This window comes from Rhizobium sp. NZLR11, from assembly GCF_019685115.1.
In the GTDB taxonomy this organism is placed as follows: domain Bacteria; phylum Pseudomonadota; class Alphaproteobacteria; order Rhizobiales; family Rhizobiaceae; genus Rhizobium.
Genome location: NZ_JABDWD010000027.1, coordinates 1 through 22,293, shown reverse-complemented (window position 1 = coordinate 22,293; position 22,293 = coordinate 1). Strand labels below are relative to the sequence as shown.

23 protein-coding genes and 1 pseudogene are annotated in these 22,293 nt (G+C 60.0%); 10 read left to right on the top strand and 14 right to left on the bottom strand.

Annotated features, from left to right (window positions below; genetic code table 11):
- Positions 1 to 174: 174 nt before the first annotated feature.
- Both HJB83_RS30205 and HJB83_RS30200 read left to right on the top strand, forming a co-directional pair.
- Complete coding sequence (locus tag HJB83_RS30205; RefSeq protein WP_221115923.1) at positions 175 to 1,473, top strand: epoxide hydrolase family protein; 1,299 nt, start codon at positions 175 to 177, stop codon at positions 1,471 to 1,473.
- 144 nt (positions 1,474 to 1,617) lie between these two features.
- Complete coding sequence (locus tag HJB83_RS30200; protein ID WP_221132269.1) at positions 1,618 to 2,013, top strand: DUF1236 domain-containing protein; 396 nt, start codon at positions 1,618 to 1,620, stop codon at positions 2,011 to 2,013.
- A gap of 202 nt (positions 2,014 to 2,215) precedes the next feature.
- Here HJB83_RS30200 and HJB83_RS30195 read toward each other — a convergent pair whose 3' ends face one another.
- Together HJB83_RS30195 and HJB83_RS30190 are read right to left on the bottom strand one after the other, a co-directional pair.
- Positions 2,216 to 2,800, bottom strand: a complete 585-nt coding sequence (locus HJB83_RS30195) for a flavodoxin family protein (protein ID WP_221115890.1) — start codon at positions 2,798 to 2,800, stop codon at positions 2,216 to 2,218.
- A 100-nt stretch (positions 2,801 to 2,900) separates the two neighbouring features.
- Positions 2,901 to 3,251 carry a DoxX family protein gene (locus tag HJB83_RS30190; RefSeq protein WP_221115889.1) on the bottom strand — a complete coding sequence of 117 codons (351 nt, stop codon included), beginning with the start codon at positions 3,249 to 3,251 and terminating at the stop codon, positions 2,901 to 2,903.
- Between the two features lie 134 nt (positions 3,252 to 3,385).
- Here HJB83_RS30190 and HJB83_RS30185 point away from each other — a divergent pair, with 134 nt between their 5' ends.
- Positions 3,386 to 3,958, top strand: a complete 573-nt coding sequence (locus tag HJB83_RS30185; protein ID WP_221115888.1) for a TetR/AcrR family transcriptional regulator — start codon at positions 3,386 to 3,388, stop codon at positions 3,956 to 3,958.
- 468 nt (positions 3,959 to 4,426) lie between these two features.
- Here the strand turns inward: HJB83_RS30185 and HJB83_RS30180 are convergent, their stop codons facing one another.
- The 3 genes from HJB83_RS30180 to HJB83_RS30170 are packed head-to-tail and all read right to left on the bottom strand — an operon-like array spanning position 4,427 to position 9,891.
- Positions 4,427 to 7,690 (bottom strand): error-prone DNA polymerase, encoded by a 3,264-nt coding sequence (locus tag HJB83_RS30180; protein ID WP_221115887.1) that lies wholly within the window; start codon positions 7,688 to 7,690, stop codon positions 4,427 to 4,429.
- Between the two features lie 16 nt (positions 7,691 to 7,706).
- Positions 7,707 to 9,218 (bottom strand): DNA polymerase Y family protein, encoded by a 1,512-nt coding sequence (locus HJB83_RS30175; RefSeq protein ID WP_221132270.1) that lies wholly within the window; start codon positions 9,216 to 9,218, stop codon positions 7,707 to 7,709.
- Complete coding sequence (locus HJB83_RS30170; protein WP_221115885.1) at positions 9,139 to 9,891, bottom strand: ImuA family protein; 753 nt, start codon at positions 9,889 to 9,891, stop codon at positions 9,139 to 9,141. The genes HJB83_RS30175 and HJB83_RS30170 overlap by 80 nt, the downstream gene beginning before the upstream one ends.
- A gap of 594 nt (positions 9,892 to 10,485) precedes the next feature.
- On the opposite strand from HJB83_RS30170, the gene HJB83_RS30165 reads away from it, so the two are divergent.
- Positions 10,486 to 11,175 (top strand): hypothetical protein, encoded by a 690-nt coding sequence (locus HJB83_RS30165; protein WP_221115884.1) that lies wholly within the window; start codon positions 10,486 to 10,488, stop codon positions 11,173 to 11,175.
- A gap of 54 nt (positions 11,176 to 11,229) precedes the next feature.
- Here HJB83_RS30165 and HJB83_RS30160 read toward each other — a convergent pair whose 3' ends face one another.
- Positions 11,230 to 11,436 carry a hypothetical protein gene (locus HJB83_RS30160; protein ID WP_221132271.1) on the bottom strand — a complete coding sequence of 69 codons (207 nt, stop codon included), beginning with the start codon at positions 11,434 to 11,436 and terminating at the stop codon, positions 11,230 to 11,232.
- Between the two features lies 1 nt (position 11,437).
- Positions 11,438 to 11,638 carry a hypothetical protein gene (locus HJB83_RS30155; RefSeq protein WP_221115882.1) on the bottom strand — a complete coding sequence of 67 codons (201 nt, stop codon included), beginning with the start codon at positions 11,636 to 11,638 and terminating at the stop codon, positions 11,438 to 11,440.
- Positions 11,639 to 11,888: 250 nt separating this feature from the next.
- On the opposite strand from HJB83_RS30155, the gene HJB83_RS30150 reads away from it, so the two are divergent.
- Together HJB83_RS30150 and HJB83_RS34390 are read left to right on the top strand one after the other, a co-directional pair.
- Positions 11,889 to 12,434: a GXWXG domain-containing protein gene (locus tag HJB83_RS30150; protein WP_221115881.1), complete on the top strand. Its 546-nt coding sequence runs from the start codon at positions 11,889 to 11,891 to the stop codon at positions 12,432 to 12,434.
- Positions 12,435 to 12,499: 65 nt separating this feature from the next.
- A pseudogene (locus HJB83_RS34390) lies at positions 12,500 to 12,904 on the top strand (MOSC domain-containing protein); the annotation flags it as partial.
- 887 nt (positions 12,905 to 13,791) lie between these two features.
- Here the strand turns inward: HJB83_RS34390 and HJB83_RS30145 are convergent.
- From HJB83_RS30145 to HJB83_RS30125, 5 genes are all read right to left on the bottom strand, one after another.
- A protein-coding gene (locus HJB83_RS30145) for an IS630 family transposase (protein ID WP_221159716.1) occupies positions 13,792 to 14,735 on the bottom strand; the annotation gives its coding sequence in 2 pieces (ribosomal slippage) (positions 13,792 to 14,411 and positions 14,411 to 14,735; 945 coding nt in all).
- A 114-nt stretch (positions 14,736 to 14,849) separates the two neighbouring features.
- Positions 14,850 to 15,137 (bottom strand): hypothetical protein, encoded by a 288-nt coding sequence (locus HJB83_RS30140; RefSeq protein ID WP_221117964.1) that lies wholly within the window; start codon positions 15,135 to 15,137, stop codon positions 14,850 to 14,852.
- A 36-nt stretch (positions 15,138 to 15,173) separates the two neighbouring features.
- Positions 15,174 to 15,530: a transposase gene (locus HJB83_RS34805; protein ID WP_405049173.1), complete on the bottom strand. Its 357-nt coding sequence runs from the start codon at positions 15,528 to 15,530 to the stop codon at positions 15,174 to 15,176.
- Positions 15,520 to 17,364: a glycoside hydrolase family 15 protein gene (locus HJB83_RS30130; protein ID WP_221132272.1), complete on the bottom strand. Its 1,845-nt coding sequence runs from the start codon at positions 17,362 to 17,364 to the stop codon at positions 15,520 to 15,522. The genes HJB83_RS34805 and HJB83_RS30130 overlap by 11 nt, the downstream gene beginning before the upstream one ends.
- A gap of 7 nt (positions 17,365 to 17,371) precedes the next feature.
- Entirely contained in the window at positions 17,372 to 18,154 is a 783-nt protein-coding gene (locus HJB83_RS30125) for a glucose 1-dehydrogenase (RefSeq protein WP_221132273.1), read from the bottom strand.
- 169 nt (positions 18,155 to 18,323) lie between these two features.
- On the opposite strand from HJB83_RS30125, the gene HJB83_RS30120 reads away from it, so the two are divergent.
- Both HJB83_RS30120 and HJB83_RS30115 read left to right on the top strand, forming a co-directional pair.
- Positions 18,324 to 19,622 carry a divalent metal cation transporter gene (locus HJB83_RS30120; protein WP_311044499.1) on the top strand — a complete coding sequence of 433 codons (1,299 nt, stop codon included), beginning with the start codon at positions 18,324 to 18,326 and terminating at the stop codon, positions 19,620 to 19,622.
- Positions 19,623 to 19,687: 65 nt separating this feature from the next.
- Positions 19,688 to 19,921 (top strand): hypothetical protein, encoded by a 234-nt coding sequence (locus HJB83_RS30115; RefSeq protein ID WP_221159718.1) that lies wholly within the window; start codon positions 19,688 to 19,690, stop codon positions 19,919 to 19,921.
- A 43-nt stretch (positions 19,922 to 19,964) separates the two neighbouring features.
- Here the strand turns inward: HJB83_RS30115 and HJB83_RS30110 are convergent, their stop codons facing one another.
- Positions 19,965 to 20,252 (bottom strand): DUF1236 domain-containing protein, encoded by a 288-nt coding sequence (locus HJB83_RS30110; protein WP_221117970.1) that lies wholly within the window; start codon positions 20,250 to 20,252, stop codon positions 19,965 to 19,967.
- Positions 20,253 to 20,472: 220 nt separating this feature from the next.
- Here HJB83_RS30110 and HJB83_RS30105 point away from each other — a divergent pair, with 220 nt between their 5' ends.
- Positions 20,473 to 21,495 (top strand): sensor histidine kinase, encoded by a 1,023-nt coding sequence (locus tag HJB83_RS30105; RefSeq protein WP_221117971.1) that lies wholly within the window; start codon positions 20,473 to 20,475, stop codon positions 21,493 to 21,495.
- Positions 21,496 to 21,618: 123 nt separating this feature from the next.
- Here HJB83_RS30105 and HJB83_RS30100 read toward each other — a convergent pair whose 3' ends face one another.
- The gene (locus HJB83_RS30100; RefSeq protein WP_259671442.1) at positions 21,619 to 21,993 is read right to left on the bottom strand and encodes a DUF4440 domain-containing protein; all 375 of its coding nucleotides are present in this window, start codon (positions 21,991 to 21,993) and stop codon (positions 21,619 to 21,621) included.
- 95 nt (positions 21,994 to 22,088) lie between these two features.
- Between HJB83_RS30100 and HJB83_RS30095 the strand changes: the two genes are divergently transcribed.
- Positions 22,089 to 22,293: hypothetical protein (locus HJB83_RS30095; protein ID WP_221159714.1), on the top strand; the 205-nt coding region annotated here is incomplete at its 3' end.

Here is a 22,293-nt window from a genome sequence, read left to right as displayed (position 1 = left end):
TGGAATCTCCCCCCGCTCCGGCAGCTCTGATCCGGTCCACCTCCGCACGACAGTCGAGCAGGCGGGGGAACCACCCGATACAAAGGTGTCGGCCATACCTTGGTGCAATTGTTGCAGAACTCCTTCGATGCGAATTTCCTCCTCGTCAAACAACGCACGAGCAAGGAGGACGCCATGTCCCGAGTAGAGCAAAAAGTCACCCGTCGAACACTGCTTGCAGTCGCGGCGTCCGCCAGTGCAATCGGGGTGTTTCCCAAAGCGTTCGCAGCGACCGGTACGGTATCCGAGCTCCGACCCTTCAAGTTTACCGCGTCCAAGGATCAACTCGCCGATCTCCATCGACGCGTTGCCGCCACCCGCTGGCCGGACGAGGAAAACGTCACAGACGACAGCCAGGGCGTCAGGCTCGACACGATCAAGAAGCTCGCCGCCCATTGGAAGACCCACGACTGGCGAAAGGTCGAGGCTCGGCTTAATTCCCTTCCGCAGTTCCTTACGGAGATAGACGGCCTCGACATTCATTTCATTCACGTCAAGTCGAAGCACGAAAATGCGCTGCCAATAATCATCACCCATGGCTGGCCTGGATCGGTCATCGAACAGATGAAGATCATAAAGCCCCTTACCGATCCTACCGCCTTCGATGGCACCGAAGCCGACGCTTTTCATGTCGTCATTCCTTCCCTTCCGGGCTACGGCTTCTCGGCTAAGCCCAGGGAGACGGGCTGGAATCCGCCGCGCATCGCCAAGGCCTGGGCCGTGCTGATGCAGCGCCTCGGCTATACGAAGTACGTCGCGCAGGGCGGCGACTGGGGCAATGCGGTCACCGAGCTGATGGCTGTGCAGGAGCCAGCGGGCCTCATCGGCATCCACACCAACATGGCGGCCACCGTGCCAGCCGATATCGCCAAGCTGCTGTCATCGGGCGCGCCGGCGCCTGCGAGCCTCTCGGACGACGAGAAGCGGGCCTATGGGCAGCTCGACGATTTCTACAAGAACGGGCTCGGCTACGCGATCGAGATGAACAATCGGCCGCAGACGCTCTACGGCATTGTGGATTCGCCTATTGGACTTGCCTCCTGGATGCTCGATCACGACATCCGCAGCTACCGGATGATCGCTCGTTCCTTCGGCGGCGAGAAGGAAGGCCTTACGCCCGACGACGTGCTCGACAACGTCACGCTCTACTGGTTGACGAATACGGCGATCTCCTCGGCTCGGCTCTACTGGGACAACGCGCATTTCCCCGCCGGCGGCTTCTTCGATCCGCGCGGCATCAAAATCCCGGTCGCCGTCAGCGCCTTCCCGGATGAAATCTATCAGGCGCCGCAGAGCTGGGCCGAAAAGGCCTATCCGAAACTCATCCACTACGGCCGCCCGGCGAAGGGCGGGCATTTCGCCGCCTGGGAGCAGCCGGAGCTTTTTACAGCCGAACTCAGGGACTCTTTCAAGTCTCTGCGGGATCAGATCTGAAGTTGTCCGGCGGCGCCGTCGCCGGACTTGACTAATGCGGCGGACACTTCGTGTCCACCGCATAGAAATCTCACATCTGCCGATCTGTCTCGGGTCCGGTTTGGCCCCCCAGCGGAGTCAACCGCCCAAAAGGAGGAAAAACAGATGAATATCAAAGCAGTAGGAATTGCCGCCAGTATCTTGCTGGCATCGGCGTCCGCCTTTGCGCAGTCATCGACGGTAACCGGCGCGGCAGGTGGTGCTGCAACGGGCGCGGTCGTCGGCGGCCCGGTCGGTGCCGCCGTCGGTGGTATCGTCGGTGGCGTGGCGGGTAGCGTCATTGATCCGCCGCCGCAGAAGGTGGTGACCTATGTCCAGCAAGCTCCCGCCCCGACCAAACGTGTCGTGGTGAAGCAGAAGGTCGTCGTCGGACAGCCCCTGCCGGAGACCGTGGTCGTGACGTCGATTCCCGATGATCAAACATATGCATACGCGATTGTCAACGATCAGCGTGTCATCGTCGAGCCTTCCTCCAGGAAGGTCATCCAGGTCATCCAATGACCAGCGGGGCCACAACCGCCCTTGGGAGGAGTTCGGAAGCGACGGGCTGCTGAGGTAAACGCTAGACACCGCGAGCGCAATGGCCGCAATCGGCCCAAAGCGGACACCTGGTCTGGGATTAAACCTGCCGCGCTCCTTGCGCGGAAGGTGATTGCCCGGCCGGTCCCCTCACCTCAATGTTAAGGGTGGTAGGCAATCCACGTCATGCCCCATGAGCTGATTTGTACTGCCGAGCGACACCGGCAACCCGCGCCCCGTAGAGACGCGCTGTTTCGAGATCGCCCACAGACATTTCATCCGGTGCCGCATCTGCGTCCGATTGCGCCATCGGACCGACATATGATCCCATGCGGTTCGCATCGTCGCGCTCGGATGCCTTCACGTTCGATGGCTTGATACCCAAGCTTACCCATAGGCCACCATGCTGTCCCGAAAGAAGGACAAAATATTGGAGCGTATTCAGCTTGTCCCCATTGAGGCTGGCGCTGTTGGTGAAGCCGCCGAAGACCTTGTCCTGCCACTTCGCGGAAAACCACGGCTTTGAGGATGCATCTGCGAATTTCTTAAATTGCCAGCTTGGTCCGCCCATGTAAGTCGGCGAGCCGAAGATGATGGCATCGGCGGCATCCAAAGCCGTCCATCCGTCGTCGGAAAGGTTGCCGTCGGCGTCAATCGCAAGGAGCTTTGCGCCAGCACCTTCTGCGACGGCCTCCGCCATGCGTTGAGTATGGCCGTAGCCGGAATGGTAGACGATGACGGTGCCTGGGACGGAATTCGATGTGGTCATGACTGGCTCCTTATGCCGTGGTTATGCGCCTCGCCGATGGAATTCAGCGCGGTTGGATTTGGTGGTTGCTATGATTGAAGCTGGCGGTTTCCCGCCGCAGCTACGATGAGAACTGGAAGAAAGCTGCGATGATTAGAAGCAGCAGGAACGCTGCTGGCGGGGGGATGTGGCGGAAATCACGGGCACGAACGACAGCGAAGATTGCGGCGACCATGATGCAGGCGCCGAGTGCCGCGCCGATTGCGAAAGTCGGGCGCAGGACCAGTAAAGCGGAGGTTACGAATTCAAGCATCGCGGTGACCCAGCGCCACCACGATGGAAATCCGTACCGAACGAATTCTTCTTGGACACCCTTGCGGCCGAACGCGTTGATGACCGCGCCGAGAAGAAATGCTGCGGCTGCCACAAGTGTGGCAGCGTTGCCTGCTGAGAAGGAGATGAAGTGAGACATTGAATAACCCCAACGGTGTTTATCACCAGCGTGACAATATCGATGATAATAAATATAGCAACGCTATAATGTCAACCATTGCGTCGGATTATTTATGCCGCTACAATCCTTGATGACGGGTTGAAGGTGAAAGTATGGGCATAAGTGAACGTAAAGAGCGGGAGAAAGCGGCGCGGGAGCAGCGGATCATCGGCGCGGCAAGAATGCTTGCCGAAAAGGATGGTTGGGTCTCAGTGACCGTCCGCCGACTTGCTCAGGAGATCGAATACAGCCAGCCTGTCCTGTACGCCCATTTCGAAAGCCGCGACGCAATTGTCGGAGCAGTCGCGCTGGACGGGTTTGGGGAGCTAGGGCCGGCGCTGCGGGCATCTGTCCGCCGCGGCGCAAGTCCGGCAGAAGCAATGGAAGACGTTGCGATCGCCTACCTGGAATTCGCATTTGAACGGCCGGCTTTGTATGAAGCCATGTTCATCCTTCCAAGCGGTCTGCGGTTTGCAAAGTCCGATACACCTCAGGTCTTGCGCGATACGTTCGGTGCCATGATGGCAGTCGTTGAGCCATTTTGCGCTGACGCTGAGGTCGCGACTGAGGCCTTCTGGGCTACCCTTCACGGTCTCGCGGAACTTGAGCGACACGGCCGGATCAGGGCGGCGTTTCGCAAAGAGCGAGCGAAGCATATCGTCGGTATGTTTTCGCGTGGGAGCTGACCTACAAGTACGGGAGACCTTTCAGCATAAGCATCCCGACTTGAGGTCGTTGGCGGGTTAGGCGCGGTCGAACATACTCCTGGTGATTTCCGACAAGGAACTTGTTGATTGAAGCAATGACCGCAATTGGCGCAACGCGGACATTGGCCTGATAAAACGCCTGCATTGGAAATCACCTCATCATTGGGCTTTCCAGTGATGATGCGACAAGTGGCTCTCCGTTTCACTTATGATTGGTGGGCATCGATCCCGCCCGCGCAAAGCAGGCTGAACGCTCACCACTACGACCCACTTCTGGAACCTGTTTGGGCTCTCGAATCCTTCGCGGCCAAGTTCGTCCTCGATCGGGCGGATTGTCGAGCGGGGGCACGAACTTCGGTGGCACGATAGGCTCGAATGGAACTGACATTGGTATTCCTCCTCGCAGTCTCAACGTGGGGAATGCCGGCGAGTTCCTGGTGGTCTCTCTCAGTGGAAATTCCGTGCCCTCACCTTCAACGTGTCGATGTGAAGGTCTCTGACGAAGATGTCCCGTGGCTGTGGAACAGGCTTTGGTCTGTCTCGGGAATCCGGACTTCCCGGCGAACCGTGCGCAAACTCGTCACCCCTGCCCGTCGGAAGCTTGAACTCCATGTCGCGGTCGGCAAGGCCAGACAAGTCGCCGCTTAGATCGAAGAGCTGCTGGGCGACGAGATGGACTACGTCGCCCTCGCGCTGAATCTTGCCGTGGATCGCCATCATGCTGGCGCCCAGGACGACGCGACGCCGCTTCTCGAACAGGCTCGACCAGACGACGACGTTCGCCGGCCCGGTCTCGTCCTCGATCGTCAGGAACATGACGCCCTTGGCGCTGCCCGGCTTCTGGCGTACGAGCACCAATCCAGCGGTGCACACCCAACGGCGGTCGCGGGCGTTCATCGCATGCGCGCAGGTGACGATGTTCTGTTTTTCGAGATCGCGGCGAAGGAACGCGATCGGATGTTCGCGAAGGGTGAGGCCGACGTGGCCGTAGTCCTCGACGACGTTATGCCCCTCGGTCATCTGCCGCAGCTCGACTTCCGGCTCTTGCTGCTCAGGAATGACTGCCGCTTCGCGCTCGACGGCGGCTGCGAAGAGAGGAAGCGGCTCGTCGCGCAACGCCTTGATCGCCCAAAGCGCGTCGCGGCGCTGCAGCTTCAGCGAGGCCAGGAAGGCGTCGGCCTCGGCGAGCTGAACGAGCGCTTCGGTCGGCACGTTCGACCGTCGCCAAACGTCGTCGACGCTCTCGAAATCCTTGTTCATGCGCGCGGCAACGATCCGGGCGACGTCGGCGACCGCCAAGCCTTTGACCATCCTCATGCCGAGCCGCACTGCGTGGCGCTCCGTGTTCCCGATACACTCGAGCGTGCAGTCCCAGCGGGACCGGTTGATGCAGACCGGGCGGATCTCGACGCCGTGCTTGGCGGCGTCGCCGACGATCTGCGCGGGCGCGTAAAATCCCATCGGCTGGCTGTTCAGCAAGGCGGCACAGAAGACATCCGGGTGATGGCACTTCACGAAGTTCGATGCGTATGCGATCAAGGCGAAGCTTGCGGCGTGCGATTCCGGGAAGCCGTATGAGCCGAACCCTTCGAGCTGTGAGAAGGTCTTCTCCGCGAATTCGGCGGTGTAGCCGTTTTTCACCATGCCGCCGACGAGTTTGTCCTCGAAGCGGGAGACGCCTCCGGTGAACTTGAAGGTCGCCATCGACTTGCGGAGCTGGTCAGCCTCGCCGCCGGTGAATCCGGCGCAGACCATGGCGACCCTCATGGCCGACTCCTGAAAAAGCGGCACGCCGAGCGTCTTGCCGAGAACCGCCTCAAGTTCCGGCGTCGGATACTCGACCTTCTCCTTGCCCTCGCGCCTGCGGAGATAGGGATGGACCATGTCGCCCTGGATAGGCCCAGGCCGGACGATCGCCACCTGCACGACGAGGTCGTAGAACGTCCTGGGCTTTAGGCGTGGAAGCATGGCCATCTGAGCGCGGGATTCGATCTGAAACGTTCCGAGCGTGTCCGCGCGCCGGATCATCGCGTAGGTGGCGCTGTCCTCCTGCTTGATCTTCGCCAGGTCAAGATCCTCGTCCTTGTGCTCCCTGATTAAGTCGAAGGCCTTGGCCATACAGGTCAACATTCCGAGGGCGAGGACATCGACCTTCATCATCTTCAGAGCTTCGACGTCGTCCTTGTCCCACTCGATGATCTGGCGATCCTTCATCGACGCCGGCTCGATCGGCACGAGGTCGTCGAGGCGGTCGTGCGTTAAAACAAATCCGCCAGGATGTTGCCCTAGATGCCGGGGCGCGCCCATGAGCTGCTGGGCGAGTCGAAGCGTCAGGACGAGACGGCGGTCCTCAGGGTTGAGGTTAAGCTCCCGGACGTTCCGATCGCTTACCTCCTCCGACCAAGACCACATGCCCGATGAAAGAGCTTTGATCACGTCCTCGGGCAGGCCGAGGGCCTTGCCGACGTCGCGGATCGCACCCTTGGCCCGATAACGCGTGACCGTGGCGCAGAGTGCCGCCTTCTGATGAGTGTAGGTCTTGTAGATCCACTGGATGACCTCTTCCCGCCTTTCGTGCTCGAAATCGACGTCGATGTCCGGCGGCTCGTCGCGTTCCTGCGAAACGAACCTCTCGAACAGAAGGTCGTTCGTGCTGGGGTCGATGGACGTCACGCCCAGGATGTAGCAGACCGCGCTATTGGCCGCCGATCCCCTGCCCTGACAAAGGATTGCCTGCGAACGCGCGAAGCGCACGATCGAGAACACCGTCAAAAAGTACGGCGCATACTTCATCGTCTTGATGAGATCAAGTTCGTGCCGAACGGTCTTCAAAACGTCGGGCGGGAGGCCTTCCGGATATCGGTTCGGGATGCATTCCCAGACATAGTGCTCGAGGGATTCCTGCGCGGTCTTGCCGGGGATAATGGCTTCTTCGGGGTATTGGTAGGTCAGTTCCTCGAGGCTGAAGCGACAGCGGTCGACGATCTCCATCGTCCTTCCCAGGGCTTCCCGATAGCGGGGAAACAGGCGTTCCATCTCCTCGGGCGGCTTGAGATATCTGTCCGCGTGGCGCTCACGCTTAAAGCCGACGTCGTCGATGGTCGTATGCTCGCGGACGCAGGTGACGACGTCCTGAAGCTGGCGACGACCGGGCTCGTGGAAGAGGACGTCGTTGGTGACGACGGTGCGGACGCGATAGCGGGTAGCGAGTTTGGAGAGTTCGTGCAGCCGCATTTGGTCGTTAGGGCGGCGTCGCAGCGAAAGGGTCAGGTAGGCGCGGTCGCCGAACAGGTCGGCAATCTTGCGGAGCTGGACGGCGCATGCCTCGTCCGGGAGGTCGGGAACGAGGACCGCGAGAAGTCCTTCGGCATAGAGTGCGACGTCGTCCAGCGATAGTATGCAGTTGCCCTTGCCGCCGCGCGACTTCCCCAGCGTCAGGAGACGGGTCAGCCGCGAGTAAGCGGCGCGGTCGGTGGGGTAGACGAGAAGAGACATCCCGTCGGTTAGATCGAGGCGGCATCCGACAACGAGGCGGACGCCCGTCGCGCGGGAGGCTTCCAGCGCTCGGACGATTCCCGCTAGCGAATTTCGGTCGACCACACCGATGGCGTCGATGCCGAGCTCCTTCGCGGTGGCGAACAGCTCGTCGGCCGACGACGCTCCTCGAAGAAACGAGAAGTGCGTGGTGACTTGAAGCTCGGCGTATCTCATCGCACGTCCGTCTCCTTCAAGCGAAAATTCCATGGATGAACCACTTGTGCGAACCCGTACCCCCGTCGACGCCGTCTCCGGAGCGATAGAGCCAGAAGCGCTCTCCCGCATCGTCCTCGACGACGAAGTAGTCGCGCACGGCCTCGACCTCGGACGTGCGGACCCACCATTCGCCGAAGACGCGTTCGGGACCGTCGGCACATTTCACGCGGCGGCGCTTGCCGCGCCAGGAGAACCAGGCTGGCGGATGGTCAGGCATCAATGCCATCACCTCCACGATGTCAGGATTGTGCAGCAGGCGCACCGGCCGCTTCCAGTCGTGAAGCCATGTCTCGTTCGTCGGCTCGGCGGCCGCGGCGATGCGCTGGACGCTGCGTTCAGGCACGTCGGAAGCGACGGGCGCGAGGCGATAGACCTTGTTCCCTCGGTTCCCCAGAATGTCGATCAGCGGCGTAACGTCGTCCTCCTCCTCTTCGACCAGGGACGACGAGCGTTGCTCTTCCTCGAGCGCCTCCGACACGACTGCGACGAGCGTCAGGCGTTCGATGCCGAAGCCCGGCTCGATCTTCTCCGTGCGGTCCTTGAAGAGCTTGGTGAGCCAGGCGACGTCGCGGGCCGGCTTGGCGGTTCCGGCGCGGATGGCCTGACGCGTCCCGTCGACCTTTTCCACGATGAGATCTGTACGACGGACGCCCAAGCCCTTGCGTTGTAGCTTGGCGACCAGTTCGATCACGAGACGGCCGACGTATCTGTTGATGGTTTCCGCAGCCCCGATCGGCTCGGCGAACTGGCGGGTCACCTCGATCCATTCCGGGCTGCGGACCGGCTCTATCGGTTCCGACGTGCGGCCGAACATCTGGTCGATACGCCTGCCGAGCTCGGGGCCGAAGCGCATGGCGAGCGGTGCCCGCGCAGTGTTGGCCAATTCGCCGATCGTCCGGAAGCCCAACACCCGGAGATCATCGACGACTTTCGGCGGAAGCCGCAGCAGAGCGAGCGGAAGCTTCTCGACGGCGCGGACGATCTCACCGCGGGGAACGATGACAGTTTCTCTTGTGATAGCCCGAGCGCACGCGTGGGCCGCACCCCACGTGTCGGCGATCGCCACCCTTGCCGTCAGGCCGGTCGACCGGAACCGATTGGCGACGCCCGTCAGCATCAGTTCCTCGCCGCCTTGGAGATGGTCAGCGCCTTCAGTGTCGAGGACGAGGCCGTCCGTGCCGTCGACCGCCACGATGGGCGAGTAGATTCCGAGTGCCCATAAAGCAATGCGCTCGAGGGCAGCGGCGTCGGCAACCGGGTCGGCGTCGACCATCGTCAGTCCCCGGAACAGCGCCTGGGCTTTGGCGGCGGGCATTCCAACGCGGAGGCCGGCCTTCATGGCGGCGGCGTCGGCGGCCGCGACCCATCGCTTCGAGCCCGACCTCGCGATGACCGCGATCGCCTGTTCAGGCGGAATGGCGGGATCGGCCCGACGTATCCTGTCTGTCGCCAAATCTGGTAGATATATGGATACGACCCTTGTCATCGCAGGCTCCAACTTCAAACTCAGCACACTCGCCCGCACGCGATCTCATCAATTCCAAAAGCCACCTCGCCCGTCCCACGCCGGGCACCGGCAAGGGATCGCTCGGCATCACGCTCACTCTCCATCTCGTCGTCGACGCCGTCGGCTGACCGAAGTCATTCGCTTCCGTCTGCCGTCGCCAGCGCCGAACGGCGATGCCCATCGTTCCAGTCTTCTCGGCGGCAAGCTGCAGCCGTCGCGAGGAGACCATTGGCAGACGGACGAGTTCTCCGACCACGGCGCCGAGGCCGCCGTAGCTGAGTGCCTCCTCCATGCTCGCGAGCACGTCCTCCTCCTTGTCGGCCTCCGCGAAGATCACCCTGTCCGGATGAAGGCCCGCCTGCGCCAGCGCCGGCATGAAGAGATCCGGCCGCGTCAGACACCAGACGACCTTCCCCTTGGTCCGAGCGGCTATCCCGGCGGCGATCAATGCGGCCGCCGCGCCGTCGACGGTGCCGTTTCCCCCACCCGCGAATTCATGAAGCGCTCCATATGCCAGACCGCCTCCCGGAAGACGCATATCGATATCCGGCACGCCGAACGGCAGGCTGCCGGCCTTCTTCGCGACGCCACCCTCGAGAGCGGAGATGCGGTCGCGCAGCTCGGCGATGGCTAGCTCGCGTGCAGCCGACATCGGTCACGAATCCTTCCTAAATCGCGGTGGAACAGGTACGACATCATGCCGTGGAAACTTGATTGTTCCCTTTCTGTTCCTTAATCATCGCGGCGTCAAGACGCGCGAAAAGTAGGAATCTATTCCTGAGAATTAGGGAGTCAGAAGATTAGCGAGATGAATCAAAACCGTAGCCGGACCTGTAAGTGGGCGTCGTCATTGAAAAATATTTTTGTCATCGTCGGCGCCTCGCCTGTGGAATTCCCTTCGGACAGCTAGCCGCCGACGGGCATGAAGAGCATCGGAGAAGAAGTGGAAAAACGACGACAGCGCCGGAAAACCTCCTGGCCTTAATTGAAAGACGTCCGGGTGGCGATCATCGAAGTCGAATGCCGTCTCGGGACAGCCTTGAGCGCAAGGCCCTCGTCGAACAGTTCGGAGCAAGAGCGAGCTTCGCGAGGCTACGGCGTCGGTTCGCGATGGGATGCGAACGAATGTGCCATCCGGATGGCGACCTGTACGGGACGCGCTCCCCGTGTCTCGACCCGTAGGGCGTTGCCGGAACATTCGACTGTTACACTCGTTCGCTCCCCACCAACCATGGAGGAGCACTCAATGACAAACCTATACAACGACGGCGCACCCAACTTTGCGGGCGGACCCGCCAAGAACACGTTGACCGCATTCTTCGACAGCAGAAGCGACGCCGAGACGGCCATCGACAAGCTGAAGTCGGCAGGCGTCGCCGACGTTCGCCTCATGCCCGGCTATGAAGCCGATGGCGAAGGTTCCGCAGCCGCAGCAGAAGGCTCTGGATTCTGGTCGCGACTGGGAGACTGGTTCTTCCCTGACGAGGATCGAGACGTCTATGCCGAGGGCCTTCGCCGCGGCGGCTTCCTGGTCTCGGTTTCCGTTAACGAGAGCAACTACGACACTGCCCACGACATCCTCGACGACGAAGGATCGATCGACCTCGACGAACGGGCGGATCTTTGGCGGGAAGAAGGCTGGACCGCCGGCGGGCAGCAGTCCGCGGCGTCGAAGGAAGACGTCTTCCAGGCGGATGCGGCTGCCGGCAGCGCCGCGGGCGTCGGTCGCTACACCAGAAGCACGCAAGCGACGTCTCCGCGCGTGCGGGGATATGATCTCGCCGAAGATCTGCCGAACGACGTCGTCGACGACGTGATTCCGACGGGTCATCAGCGGGACGTGTCAGAAGGCGATCGCACTGCCGATGATCGGCTGTCGCAGAGCCAGTCGATCGACGACGTACGGCAGAGCCAGGTGTTGCCGGGCAACCGCTAGGCGAACAACTACTGTCGAAGCCGCGCGCTGAACGCGGCTTCGACACTGACGCAACTACCGCATCCGGCCTTCGTTCTCATCGGTGGGATCGAAGTTGATATCCCAGTCCTTGACGGGCCTCTTCCCCGGAGGCGTCTTATGTTCGGTTGCGTCCTCCGAGCCGGTGATCACGGTCGGCTTCGCACTATGGACGCCCGTTGATTTGCGGTTCCCGACCGACCTGGCATACTGGCCCTTGGCATCTTTTTCGACGTCTGACATGTCATTCGCCCTTCTGCTTCAGGCCGTCTGAGATCTTCTTTACCTGCGGGTCGGCGTTGGTTTCGCCGTTGGCGTCCTTCGTTCTGTCGGGATCATCTTTTGCAGGCATGTAGCCGCGCGGCGTGTTCTCCTGCGGACCTTCCCAGCGTGGCGACTGGTCGGTGGTGCCCGGAGCACCGTCCTGTGGTTTGTCAATTCCCATCGTTAAATCTCCCTGTTGGATAACAGGTAACCTCGGCAACTCCCTGCTTGTTCCTCGTTAGTGGAAGAGACAATCGGAACCATCTCGTTTGATCGGCATTCCTTTTTCCGAGCGCGGGCCGTGTCAACCGGACGCGACAGGGATGGTGAACGCAGCGATTTTTCCGGTTTCTCCCTGCGGCCAACGAAACGGCAGTCGAGCGCCCCACCTGTCCGGTATCGCCTCAACCCCTTTTTCATCTGGAGTAAGGATGACCGACGATCAGCCATCGACGAGGATCGCCTGGTTCGACGGTCTGCCGCCCGTGCTTCCAGCCGAAATGGTCGGCCTCTGGCGCGGCGAAGGCATACCGTCCGGACATCCGCTCGACGGCGTGCTCGAAAACCTGCAGTGGTTCGGCAAAAGGTTTCACCCTGACCTAAGGGCGGACGCCCTTCTCTTCCAGTGGCGGCCCGGCCGTCTCGTTCCGATAGAGCCGTCATTCTTTCCGATCAGGCTATCGCTCCGTCTGGCGAGGTTTGGGCGCTCGTTCGTCGCCCGCAACTGGTTTTCATATCTTCAGAAAGCTTTCCGCGCACGGGGAACGACAGCGTCGGTAAAGCTGCAGGCCGTCGACGTCGAAGAGACGGCCGCGATGGTCTACGACCGGCAGCCCATCGTCGACTACTTTCGACGAATTGGTGACGACGAACTTGCAGGCATGATGGTCGTCGAAGGCGACGACCGGCGGTACTTCTTCCGGCTCCGGCGCGTCGACCTTCCCGGCTCGGAGGCGGCGTTGATAGCGGACGCGTAGGGAAAGCGTCGATGACATCATGATGCGGCCTTCTAAGCGGCATTGTCAGTTCCCCTTGCGAGCGCTTGACGCTATGGAGACGCGTCGATGATACGCGCGGAGGCTCCTACGGAAGGCGGACAGTTATCGCAGTCGCAACCGACGACCGGCACCGGTTCTCGAAGAGGTCAGTGAAGGAAATCCGAATCCTGACGGGTCGGCGTCGAGGGCGACGCGCATCTGGGCGTGACGGTCAAGCACCGTTCTCGAGTACGAGCCGACCCGAGCCAGCCAAATCTCAGACAGGTCCATCTGATCCAACCGGAGCTGCTGGACGAGCTTGCCGACAAGGGTTCGATGTCGCCCCGGCCGACCTCGGCGAGAACGTGACGACGCGCGGCGTCGATCTTCTGGCGCTTCCTCGTGGCACCGTCCTGAGGTTGGGAGCCGACGTCGAACTGCAAGTCACCGGACTTCGCAATCCCTGCTCCTAGAGCGCGTCCACTTTACTCGGGGTCATATCCGCAGGATTTGAAGTAGTTGGCGCACTCCTGCGGCTGGAATGTAGTTACGACCTGCCCGACTGGTGTCCCATACCTGCCGCGCCGCTTGCAACAGGTGCATTGCACCTCCACGGAAGGCCTGTGAAATTCGATCAGTCTGGGTGCGGATACCATGGCGGCACACTCTAGCTCTGACCGACCGCATTCGGTCAGGGAATGTTTGGGACTTTCTCACACCGCCATGAGGTGCAAACTGATGGTCGAACCGTTCTTTGAGGAAGGTAAGTTTGACATAGAACTGCAAATAATTGAAAATTCGGGTGGTAAGCTACAATCAGCGGCATTCGTCTGGCGCTCACCCCGAGACGCCGTAAGATGCGTCGGTATATCCAAGAGCAGGCGGTTTGGGCGTGACGGTAACTTTGGCCAATACGATGGCGCGCGGCATCGCGTCGGGAGCGGTTTTGATGCTGGCGGGATGCGGCTTGCCACTCCATGAGACCGTCCAACCAGAGGCGTCACTAACAGTGAGATCGGAGACGGGTACGCCGATCCAAGGGGCGCAGGTGAGGCTCAACATGCGCGCGATCCCCAGTACCAAGCGCGCGGTAGCCGTCGTGTTGACGGACACCGATGGGAGGGCCTCATTTCCTGAGGTGAAGGAGTGGCATACCAGATATCCGCTTATGATGCACGGAACGGTGGAATACCAATGGACTTGGTGCGTTTCGAAGGCAGGTTATCAGGACCACGATGAAAGATGGTCTGTACCAGAGTTTAAACCCTATGCGGTTGTGACCATGAAAGATGGAAACTCAAGTGGCTGCCCAGACACGATCTAAGGGCCAAATGTTGGTACCTAGAGCACGATCACTTTACTCGGGGTCATATCCGCAGGATTTGAAGTAATTGGTGCATTCTTGCGGCTCGAACATGGTGACGACCTGCCCGACTGCATCCCAAAGCACCGCGACCGTTCGCTCGGCTTTGGCGCGCAAGATTGCCTTGAGCTTGGCGAAGGCCTTCTCGATGGGATTGAAGTCGGGGCTGTAGGGCGGAAGATAAAGCAATCGGCATCTAGCACCTTCGATTGCCTGGCGCACGCCTTCCGCCTTGTGTGCGGGCAGATTGTCCAGGACGATAATGTCGCCCGGTGCCAAGGTTGGAATGAGAACCTGTTGGACATAGGCCTGGAATGCGATCCCGTTCATCGGGCCGTCGAGGACATAAGGAGCGGTCATGCCGGAAAGCCTGAGCGCTCCGGTGAATGTTGTTGTCTTCCAATGGCCGTGTGGGATCGGGGAGCGGCATCGCTCTCCGCACATGGCTCGTCCGCGAAGCCGTGACATTTTCGTGCTCAGGCCGGTTTCATCAATGAAGACGAGGCGCGTCGGATCGAGATCGAGCTGGCCGTCGAACCAGTCGCGGCGACGCTTCAGAAGTTCGGGACGCTCTTGCTCCAATGCATGTGCGGTCTTTTTTTGAAAGTCCAGCCGCGCTTTCGCAGCCAGACGTCAAGCGTGCTGCGGCCAATGGATACGGCTCTTTCTGCGGCCAATCGCAGAACCATCTCGTTGAGCGTGATGTCCTTTTCCTCTTCGATCATGCCGACGATGTACTTCTCGTGGGCATCGAGGCGCGAGCCACCGCGTCGCCCCTGTTTCGCAGGCATCAGCCGACCCTGCCGCGCACTCGCAATCCAGGCGATGGCTGTTGAAATGCCAATCCCAAATCGGGCTGCTGCCGAGCGCGCCGACATGCCATCCCGTGAGACAGCCAGGACGCGGCTACGCAAATCATCACTGAAAGCTCGGGTCATTTTACCTCCGACCAAATCACCAGTCGGAGCGATGGAATCAGAGTTTAGCCTTTAAGGAAACCCTCAACCTGATTCCGCGTTCAACGGACGCGCTCTAGTGCTCGGCGAGCTACGCTAGGCCATCAATCTCTTGCCCGATCCGGTAATCTTCGATCCGATGGGGATATGCCGCAGATAACCGATGGCCGTCTCCGTTGGAGCCAAGCTTGGCGGATGGATGTATCGCCGGGTATTTCTTTGCTCGCCGTGCCGTCTTGGCGGTAGCGCAGGACGCTCTGGCTGACGGCGATGATACTTATGCCGTTTTTCCTCGCGCCTAATATCGTCCAGCGCGTCGAAGATATCCATGCCGTTATCGAAGGCATACTGCTCGGCCCGCTTCAGTCGCTCTGGATCGACCATCGCCAGCACCTGGGCTTGATGGTCGTGCTTCCACTTTCAGGTATCTCCGACGACGTCGCGCCAAGTGATGCATCCAATCCGCCGCCCGAGGCCCAACATCGTGTCGATATTGCTCTGGAAGTGCCGCCTTCGGTTCCATCTGAAGACGAACTCGTTGGCGTAGATGTCGATATGCTTGTCCCTCAATCCGTGAAATGTTCCGTAGCTCCATCGCTTGAAGTTCGAAAAGACCCGATGAACCCACGGCAAAACCACATGGGCGGGCGGCGCGTCGACGGCGAAGCTCAAGGCGCGAGACGCCCGCCGCAAGATTGACCCCAGTGCCGGTTTCGGCGCTGAGGGGCTGCACCAGTGCTCCCTCCGCGTTCCGATAAAGAGCGCCTTACAGCGCATCTGGGGAAACCTTGCGTGGCTTACTCGGGGCGGTCTTTTCAGCACGCTGCCGCGCCGGTCCTCCCGCGCTGACCAGGTTGTGCGCGGTGTTAATCAGGCCGATGTGCGAAAAGGCTTGAGGGAAATTGCCGAGAAGGCGCCGACCGACGACGTCGAACTCTTCTGAGAGTAAGCCTAGGTCGTTACGAAGACTGAGCAAGTGGTCGAACAAGTTCTGCGCATCCCGCCGCCGCCCAGTGAGCACATAAGCATCAACCAGCCAGAAGCTGCAGGCCAGAAATGCTCCTTCCCTGCCACCGACACCGTCGTCGGTCCGGTTCGTGGAATAGCGCATGACCAGGCCGCCCTGCAGGAGCTCCCGCTCAACTGCAGCGATTGTGCCAATGATGCGCGGGTCGTCGGCTGGTAAAAAGCCCACCTGGGGCATCAGCAGCAGGCTCGCATCTAGCGTGTCACCGCCGTAATATTGGACAAAGCTGTTCTTTTTCTCATCGAAGCCGCTGGCGCAAATTTCGTCATGAATTTGTTGGCGCACCTCACGCCACTTCGCCACCGGGCCTTCAAGCCCGTACCGCTCCGTGCAGATGACGGCACGGTCGAATGCCACCCAGGCCATCATGCGCGAGTGGGTGAATGCGCGCGCTGGCCCACGCACTTCCCAAATTCCGTGATCCGGCGTCTGCCAAGCAGTCACCAAGTGAGCAAGAAGTACCTTTTGCAGCCGCCAGGCCTCCTCTTGCGACTGCAGCTCGGCATCGCGCGCTGCGTTGAGGGTATCGATGAGTTCGCCATAGACGTCGATTTGGACCTGACTGGCAGCGGCGTTGCCGATCCTGACGGGAATGCTTCCCTCATATCCTTTGAGCCACGACACTTCGAACTCGGGGAGCCAACGCTCCCCCGCGATCCCGTACATGATCTGAAGCTGTTCCGGAGCACCCGCAACTGCGCGCAGCAGCCATTTCCGCCAATCCTCTGCCTCTTGGCGATATCCCGAATTTAGCAACGCATAAAGCGTCAGTGCTGAATCGCGCAGCCAGCAGTAACGATAGTCCCAATTTCGCGTCCCTCCGATCTTCTCGGGAAGCGAGGTGGTCGGCGCAGCGACAATCCCGCCCGTCGGGGCATAAATCAGCATCTTGAGCGTGATGAGCGAGCGGACCACCGGCGCGCGCCAGACTTCCGGCATATCTTCAAAGCTGCCGTGCTTCACCCATTCCCGCCACCAGGTTGTCGCTCGATCGAGTTCCTCGTGGCGATCGCGGATAAAGTGTGGCTTCTCGCTCGAAGGATGATACGACATCGTCAACGGCACCGCGTCGCCGGCCGTAACGGAGAAGCGGGCGTAGGTCTTCATGTTGCGGCCTTTGAGCTTTAGATCAGTATGAAGTTCCACTGCGTTGGGCCCGGCGATCGCGCTCAGGCCGTAGTCCTTGCGCCGCACCCACGGGACAGCCTGCCCGTTTTCGAACCGGAGCACGAGTTCCATCTCCATGTCGACAGTGCCCGAAACACCGGTCACGATGCGGACCACATCCACATGGCGGTCGCCTTCATTGATCGGCATAAAATCGGTGAGAGTAACGACGCCGGTCGCCGTTTCGAACCGGGTTTCCAAAATTGCAGTGTCAGGAACGTAGCGCCGGCTTGTTTTCCTTCTACCCACTGGCGCGATCTTCCAGCGGCCGTTATCGGCGGTGCCGAGAAGTGCGGCGAAGCAAGCAGGTGAATCGAAACGCGGCAGGCATAACCAGTCGATCGATCCATCCTTACTCACAAGCGCGGCGGACAGCATATTTCCAATTAGCCCGTAGTCTTCGATGCGCCCGGCCATGTCCCTATCACCCGCCATGCGCAAAGGAGGGGTAGTCGGTCATGCCGCCATCCACAAAGATCGTCGTCGCGGTGACGTAGCTGGCGGCATCAGACGCCAGCATGATGGCAATGTTGGCGACATCCTCGGGCTCGCCTATGCGGCGCAGTGGGATCTTCGTGAGCAAATCCCTATAACCCTGGGCATCCCGCCAAACTGCCTGATTGATTGGGGTGCGGATTGCGCCCGGCGCGATACAAAGAACGCGAACGCCATGCGGCGCCGCTTCCTGCGCTAGCGATTTGGACATCATAGAGACACCCGCCTTGCTAGCCGTATAGGCGCTATAGCCGGCCCAGGCGATCACCTCATGAACGCTTGTGGTGTTGAGTACGACGCCCGACTTTTGAGCGACCATGCGTTTCAGGGCCTCGCGGGCGCACAAATATGTTCCCTTCAAGTTGACGTCGACGACCTTGCTCCAGGCACCGGTTTCGGCTTCCCAGCCGAGCGCGCGCTCGCCGTCGATACCGGCGTTGTTTACCAGTATGTCGATGCCGCCCCAGGCATCATCGATGGCACCGAACATCGCCTCAACCGCTTTGGGGTCGCTGATATCGGCCCTAAGTTGACGAGCCTCGCCACCAGTGGCGCAGATTTCTTCAACGACCTTATCGGCTTGTTTCGGGTTAACGAGATAGTTGATCGCAACTCGTGCCCCCTCGGCAGCGAATGCCTTCGCGATCGCGGCGCCCAGACCGGAATTGCCTCCTGTTACGAGAACACGCCTATTGGTCAGCCCGAGATCCATTATTGCCGCTCCACATGCCACGACCCGGTAACGTCGGAAGAAAGTGCGTTGTTCCAGGGCAGCGGACGGGCTCAGCCGAGCGGTGGAACAAACGAGACCGCCAGCGATTTATTTGCACCGAGCCGGCGGCAGAACCGCTTGAGACGGCGTGGGATGTTATGAGGCCGCTGTGAGCGAACATCGTATAGACGAAAGAAGCGCCGCCCCTGAACCTTCGAAATCACGCCTGCTTGAAATCCTGGGACCTGGCCTCATTACAGGCGCATCGGACGACGACCCAAGCGGAATAGCAACATATTCCCAGGGAGGGGCACAGTTCGGTTATGTTACGAACTGGACTTTGCTGTTGACGTATCCGTTAATGGTCGCCGTCCAGATGATCAGCGCGCGGATCGGAAGGACCACCGGACGCGGATTGGCAGGAAGCATTGTGCGCTGCTACCCGCCATGGGTGGGGATCGCGATTACCGGGCCGCTATTAGTTGCCAATATCATCAACATCGGTGCGGACCTCGGCGCCATGGGAGATGCGGCGCATCTGCTTTTGGGAGGGTATGCGCTCATCTACGTCGCCGCATTCGGCACCACATGCATCCTTCTCCAGGTATTCGTTAAATATGAACGTTACGTCGCCTTCCTCAAATGGCTGAGCCTGGCATTGCTTTCCTACATCGCCACGCTTTTCGTCGTCCATGTCGATTGGGCAAGCTTTGCGCGAGGTTTGTTCATCCCAAGTTTCACGTCCGGCCCAAAATACTGGTCGGTGATCGTCGCGATCTTTGGGACGACGATAAGTCCCTATCTGTTTTTTTGGCAGGCCTCTCAGGAGGCGGAAGACTTGAAGGAAAAGCCTGACGCAGAACCATTGATCGAACATCCGCGGGAAGCGAAGGCAGCCAATGAACGCATTACGCTGGACACGCTGATCGGCATGGCTGCATCGAATATCGTCGCGCTCGCCATCATGACAACGACCGCTGCGACCCTGAACAAGGCTGGCGTGACGAACATCGAGAACTCCGTCGACGCCGCGAAGGCCATCGAACCACTGGCGGGGAAGTTCGCCGAAGTCATCTTTGCGACTGGCATCATTGGAACCGGACTACTGGCCGTGCCTGTCCTTGCCGGGTCGGCAGCGTACGCCGTAAGCGAAGTGGCGCATTGGAAGGTTGGCCTTTCTCGTGAACCTCGCGAGGCAAAGGCCTTCTATACCACCGTCGCGGTGGCTACGATTGTCGGCATGGTGCTTAACTTTACGCCGGCACAACCAATGACGGCGCTGTTTTGGAGCGCGGTCATAAACGGCGTTGTTGCCGTTCCAGTCATGGTCGTCCTGATGCTGATCGCCTCGGATCGAACGATCATGAAACAGTTTGTGATTGGCAAGATTTTGAAAATTCTCGGATGGGCGACCTGCCTTGCGATGTGTGGCGCCGTAGTCGGCATGGCAGGGACTGCCTTTCTTTAGGCCAACCCCGAGGCGGCGACGGGTGACGGGCACCATGCACAAAAGGCTGACGCCAAGGTGGCCTCTTGAATGCTTTGATTGCAGACGAACCCTTCATCGCTGTCGGCGACCTGTTGCTCATCCCGGTGGCGAAGAACTCCACGAAGGCTGACTCGGGAATGTCCGACGTCCTCGCATCCGAATGCCCAAAGGCGACGCCGCGGCGACGCCGTCACCTGATGCGACTGACTGCGGTGGATGCGACGCTGAGTTCAACTCTTAGCCCCGAGCGAATCGCGTTTGAGACGAAGGTGGAATGACTGGGGAACCGCGAGCCTGAAGCAGGCCCGCGATTCTTTCAAGTTACTGGTAGACTTCGATTACCGCGCGGGTCTTCGGATTGACGAGCACACGCTTCTTGTTGACGACCACATAACCGTAATCAGGTTGATCAGGGATTGTGTGGATCTCGACTGTGTCAGGAAGCGCCGTACCGACTGCAACGTCACCTTCAAACGTGGCGGATGGCGTTTCCTGTTTCATGACATAGGTTTTGACCTCGCCAGGGACGACGACCGTCGTCGTCTGCGCGACCGCCGCTCCCCCAAGTGACAGAAACAGCGATGCGGCAGAGATGACCAGTATTTTCATGTTATCCTCCCAGGATCTTGAGTGTCCCGGCAAAACGCTACCGATAAGATATAGTTCCTCCGCTGCACGGAATGACTGCGGGCATGTTCGAATAGTCTCGTCCGCCTCTGTTTGCCGGGGAGACCATTCTTACGGGAACATCACGGCTTCGATGGTAATGCGGCAGTGTCCGGTATAGTATTAAGGTCACCCGCTCGTGGCTTGATGGATACGGCGCAATATGGTCAAGACCCCCTTTTCCAATTCCAGTCGCGCCAGGGAACGCTTCCTCGAAGCCATCCTCCAGAGTGCCATCGAATATGCGATCATCTCCGTGGATCTCGATCACAGGGTGACCACATGGAATGAGGGAGCCCGCAGGATCCTCGGATGGGACGACACTGAAATCATTGGCCAGCCCGTCGGCGCAATTTTCACGCAGGCAGACCGCGAGGCTGGGGTTCCCCAGCGGGAAATGACCGCTGCTTTGACCGCGGGCCACGGAGACGATGAACGATGGCACGTCCGAAAGGACGGCTCGTTATTCTGGGCATCAGGCCAGCTCATGGCGCTGAGGTCGGATGATGGCGAACTCGAAGGTTTCGTGAAGATTCTCAGGGATCGAACTGAGCAGCGAGAAAATGAGCAGCGACAACGCGTCCTTATGCACGAGCTCTCGCATCGCATCAAGAATACGCTGGCCGTCGTCCAGGCCATTATCAGCCAGTCGTTCAGAAGCGCCGTCGGCATGGAGGATGCGGAGCAGTCGATATCGGCGCGCATCAACGCCTATGCCCACGCGCATGACATTTTGCTGCAGAAGAACTGGCTGTCAGCGACCATGGACACGATCGTCGAGGCGACCGCAGTCAATCTCGGACTTGGGCCGGACCGTCTCAAAGCAAGTGGTCCCACAGTCACGCTGACCCCCCAGGCGGTGTTAGCGTTCTCTCTCGTGCTGCACGAGCTTGTCACGAACGCGACGAAATACGGGGCCCTGTCGGTTGATACCGGAGTGATCGAAATCGAGTGGTCTCTGCGTCAGGAAGCGGGCGCCGACCACCTCGACCTCCGTTGGCGAGAGCGCGGCGGTCCGACTGTGGAAGCTCCGAAAAGGAGGGGCTTCGGCTCCCGGCTCATCAATTCCAGCCTGTCTGCGTTCGGAAAAGTCTCTGTTGATTATGCCCCGACAGGCCTGACCCTCAGCCTCGACGCGTCGCTCCAGAGCCTGCAAGATCAAAATTGCTCCGACTCTCCAATTTAGGTGCGGCGCCTACCTTGCAAATATTTGCTCCGCGCACGCGAGAACGATGACGCCGACCACCGAAGCCTCCGAGGGCCGGTCATGGCGCCTGGTATCGCTCGCTGATGCACCACACAGACGTCGCTACGGCCTGATCGTGCCTTGATGGAAAAACATTTGCCACTTGAGCCCGTCGTGTTTCCAGACGGAGCTTCGCAGCACACGCCGCTTTGAACCATTTGGATAAGAGCGCTCTGTCTCGTAGGTCAGAAGCACAGCGTCATTCGAGATAGGCTTCAGGACGTAGTTCGCTGATCGGAGATCGCCTTCATCGATACCGTCCTCTTGCACAAGAAGATCGATGATAGTTGTTCGGTCGTATACACTGCCAGAAGCTCCAAACTCCACAAAACCTTCCGCGAGCAAAATCTCGACCGCCTCCCTGCAACCCCTTATCTCTTGGCGGTGAAGAGCCTCTTCAAGAGACTGGATTTCCTCAAGGCTAGGAACCCTGGTCAATGCTGGCACCTCATAGGTATACCAACTGAATTTACCAACGGTGCAGCTCCATGCAACCATAGGACCTGCGTTTCTTCGGTGGCGCTTGCTCCATAATGCGGGAAAAATTCGAGTGCGGCGGCCGGCAGTTTGTGCGAGGCCTGCTAGTCTGGCCCGACGTCGTAAAAGCTGAACGTTCGTGTACGGCCTCCGAGAGCATCTCTAAGGCTTCCTGGGATCGCGGCGCGGGGATTCGCATCTCGGCCGATAATACGCGCAGTGTGCTGCGCCATTTATTCCCGTGGCTGGAAGCCAATCGAT

Bases quoted from the DNA above. Each gene is read 5' to 3' on its own strand.
- HJB83_RS30150 (WP_221115881.1), top strand. From the start codon at position 11,889: ATGACCGACGATCAGCCATCGACGAGGATCGCCTGGTTCGACGGTCTG.
- HJB83_RS30205 (WP_221115923.1), top strand. From the start codon at position 175: ATGTCCCGAGTAGAGCAAAAAGTCACCCGTCGAACACTGCTTGCAGTC.
- HJB83_RS30195 (WP_221115890.1), bottom strand. From the start codon at position 2,800: ATGACCACATCGAATTCCGTCCCAGGCACCGTCATCGTCTACCATTCC.
- HJB83_RS30125 (WP_221132273.1), bottom strand. From the start codon at position 18,154: ATGGATCTCGGGCTGACCAATAGGCGTGTTCTCGTAACAGGAGGCAAT.
- HJB83_RS34805 (WP_405049173.1), bottom strand. From the start codon at position 15,530: ATGCGCTGTAAGGCGCTCTTTATCGGAACGCGGAGGGAGCACTGGTGC.
- HJB83_RS30185 (WP_221115888.1), top strand. From the start codon at position 3,386: ATGGGCATAAGTGAACGTAAAGAGCGGGAGAAAGCGGCGCGGGAGCAG.
- HJB83_RS30130 (WP_221132272.1), bottom strand. From the start codon at position 17,364: ATGGCCGGGCGCATCGAAGACTACGGGCTAATTGGAAATATGCTGTCC.
- HJB83_RS30200 (WP_221132269.1), top strand. From the start codon at position 1,618: ATGAATATCAAAGCAGTAGGAATTGCCGCCAGTATCTTGCTGGCATCG.
- HJB83_RS30190 (WP_221115889.1), bottom strand. From the start codon at position 3,251: ATGTCTCACTTCATCTCCTTCTCAGCAGGCAACGCTGCCACACTTGTG.
- HJB83_RS30140 (WP_221117964.1), bottom strand. From the start codon at position 15,137: ATGGTCGATCCAGAGCGACTGAAGCGGGCCGAGCAGTATGCCTTCGAT.
- HJB83_RS30170 (WP_221115885.1), bottom strand. From the start codon at position 9,891: ATGTCGGCTGCACGCGAGCTAGCCATCGCCGAGCTGCGCGACCGCATC.
- HJB83_RS30180 (WP_221115887.1), bottom strand. From the start codon at position 7,690: ATGAGATACGCCGAGCTTCAAGTCACCACGCACTTCTCGTTTCTTCGA.
- HJB83_RS30165 (WP_221115884.1), top strand. From the start codon at position 10,486: ATGACAAACCTATACAACGACGGCGCACCCAACTTTGCGGGCGGACCC.
- HJB83_RS30110 (WP_221117970.1), bottom strand. From the start codon at position 20,252: ATGAAAATACTGGTCATCTCTGCCGCATCGCTGTTTCTGTCACTTGGG.
- HJB83_RS30175 (WP_221132270.1), bottom strand. From the start codon at position 9,218: ATGACAAGGGTCGTATCCATATATCTACCAGATTTGGCGACAGACAGG.
- HJB83_RS30155 (WP_221115882.1), bottom strand. From the start codon at position 11,638: ATGGGAATTGACAAACCACAGGACGGTGCTCCGGGCACCACCGACCAG.
- HJB83_RS30105 (WP_221117971.1), top strand. From the start codon at position 20,473: ATGGTCAAGACCCCCTTTTCCAATTCCAGTCGCGCCAGGGAACGCTTC.
- HJB83_RS30160 (WP_221132271.1), bottom strand. From the start codon at position 11,436: ATGTCAGACGTCGAAAAAGATGCCAAGGGCCAGTATGCCAGGTCGGTC.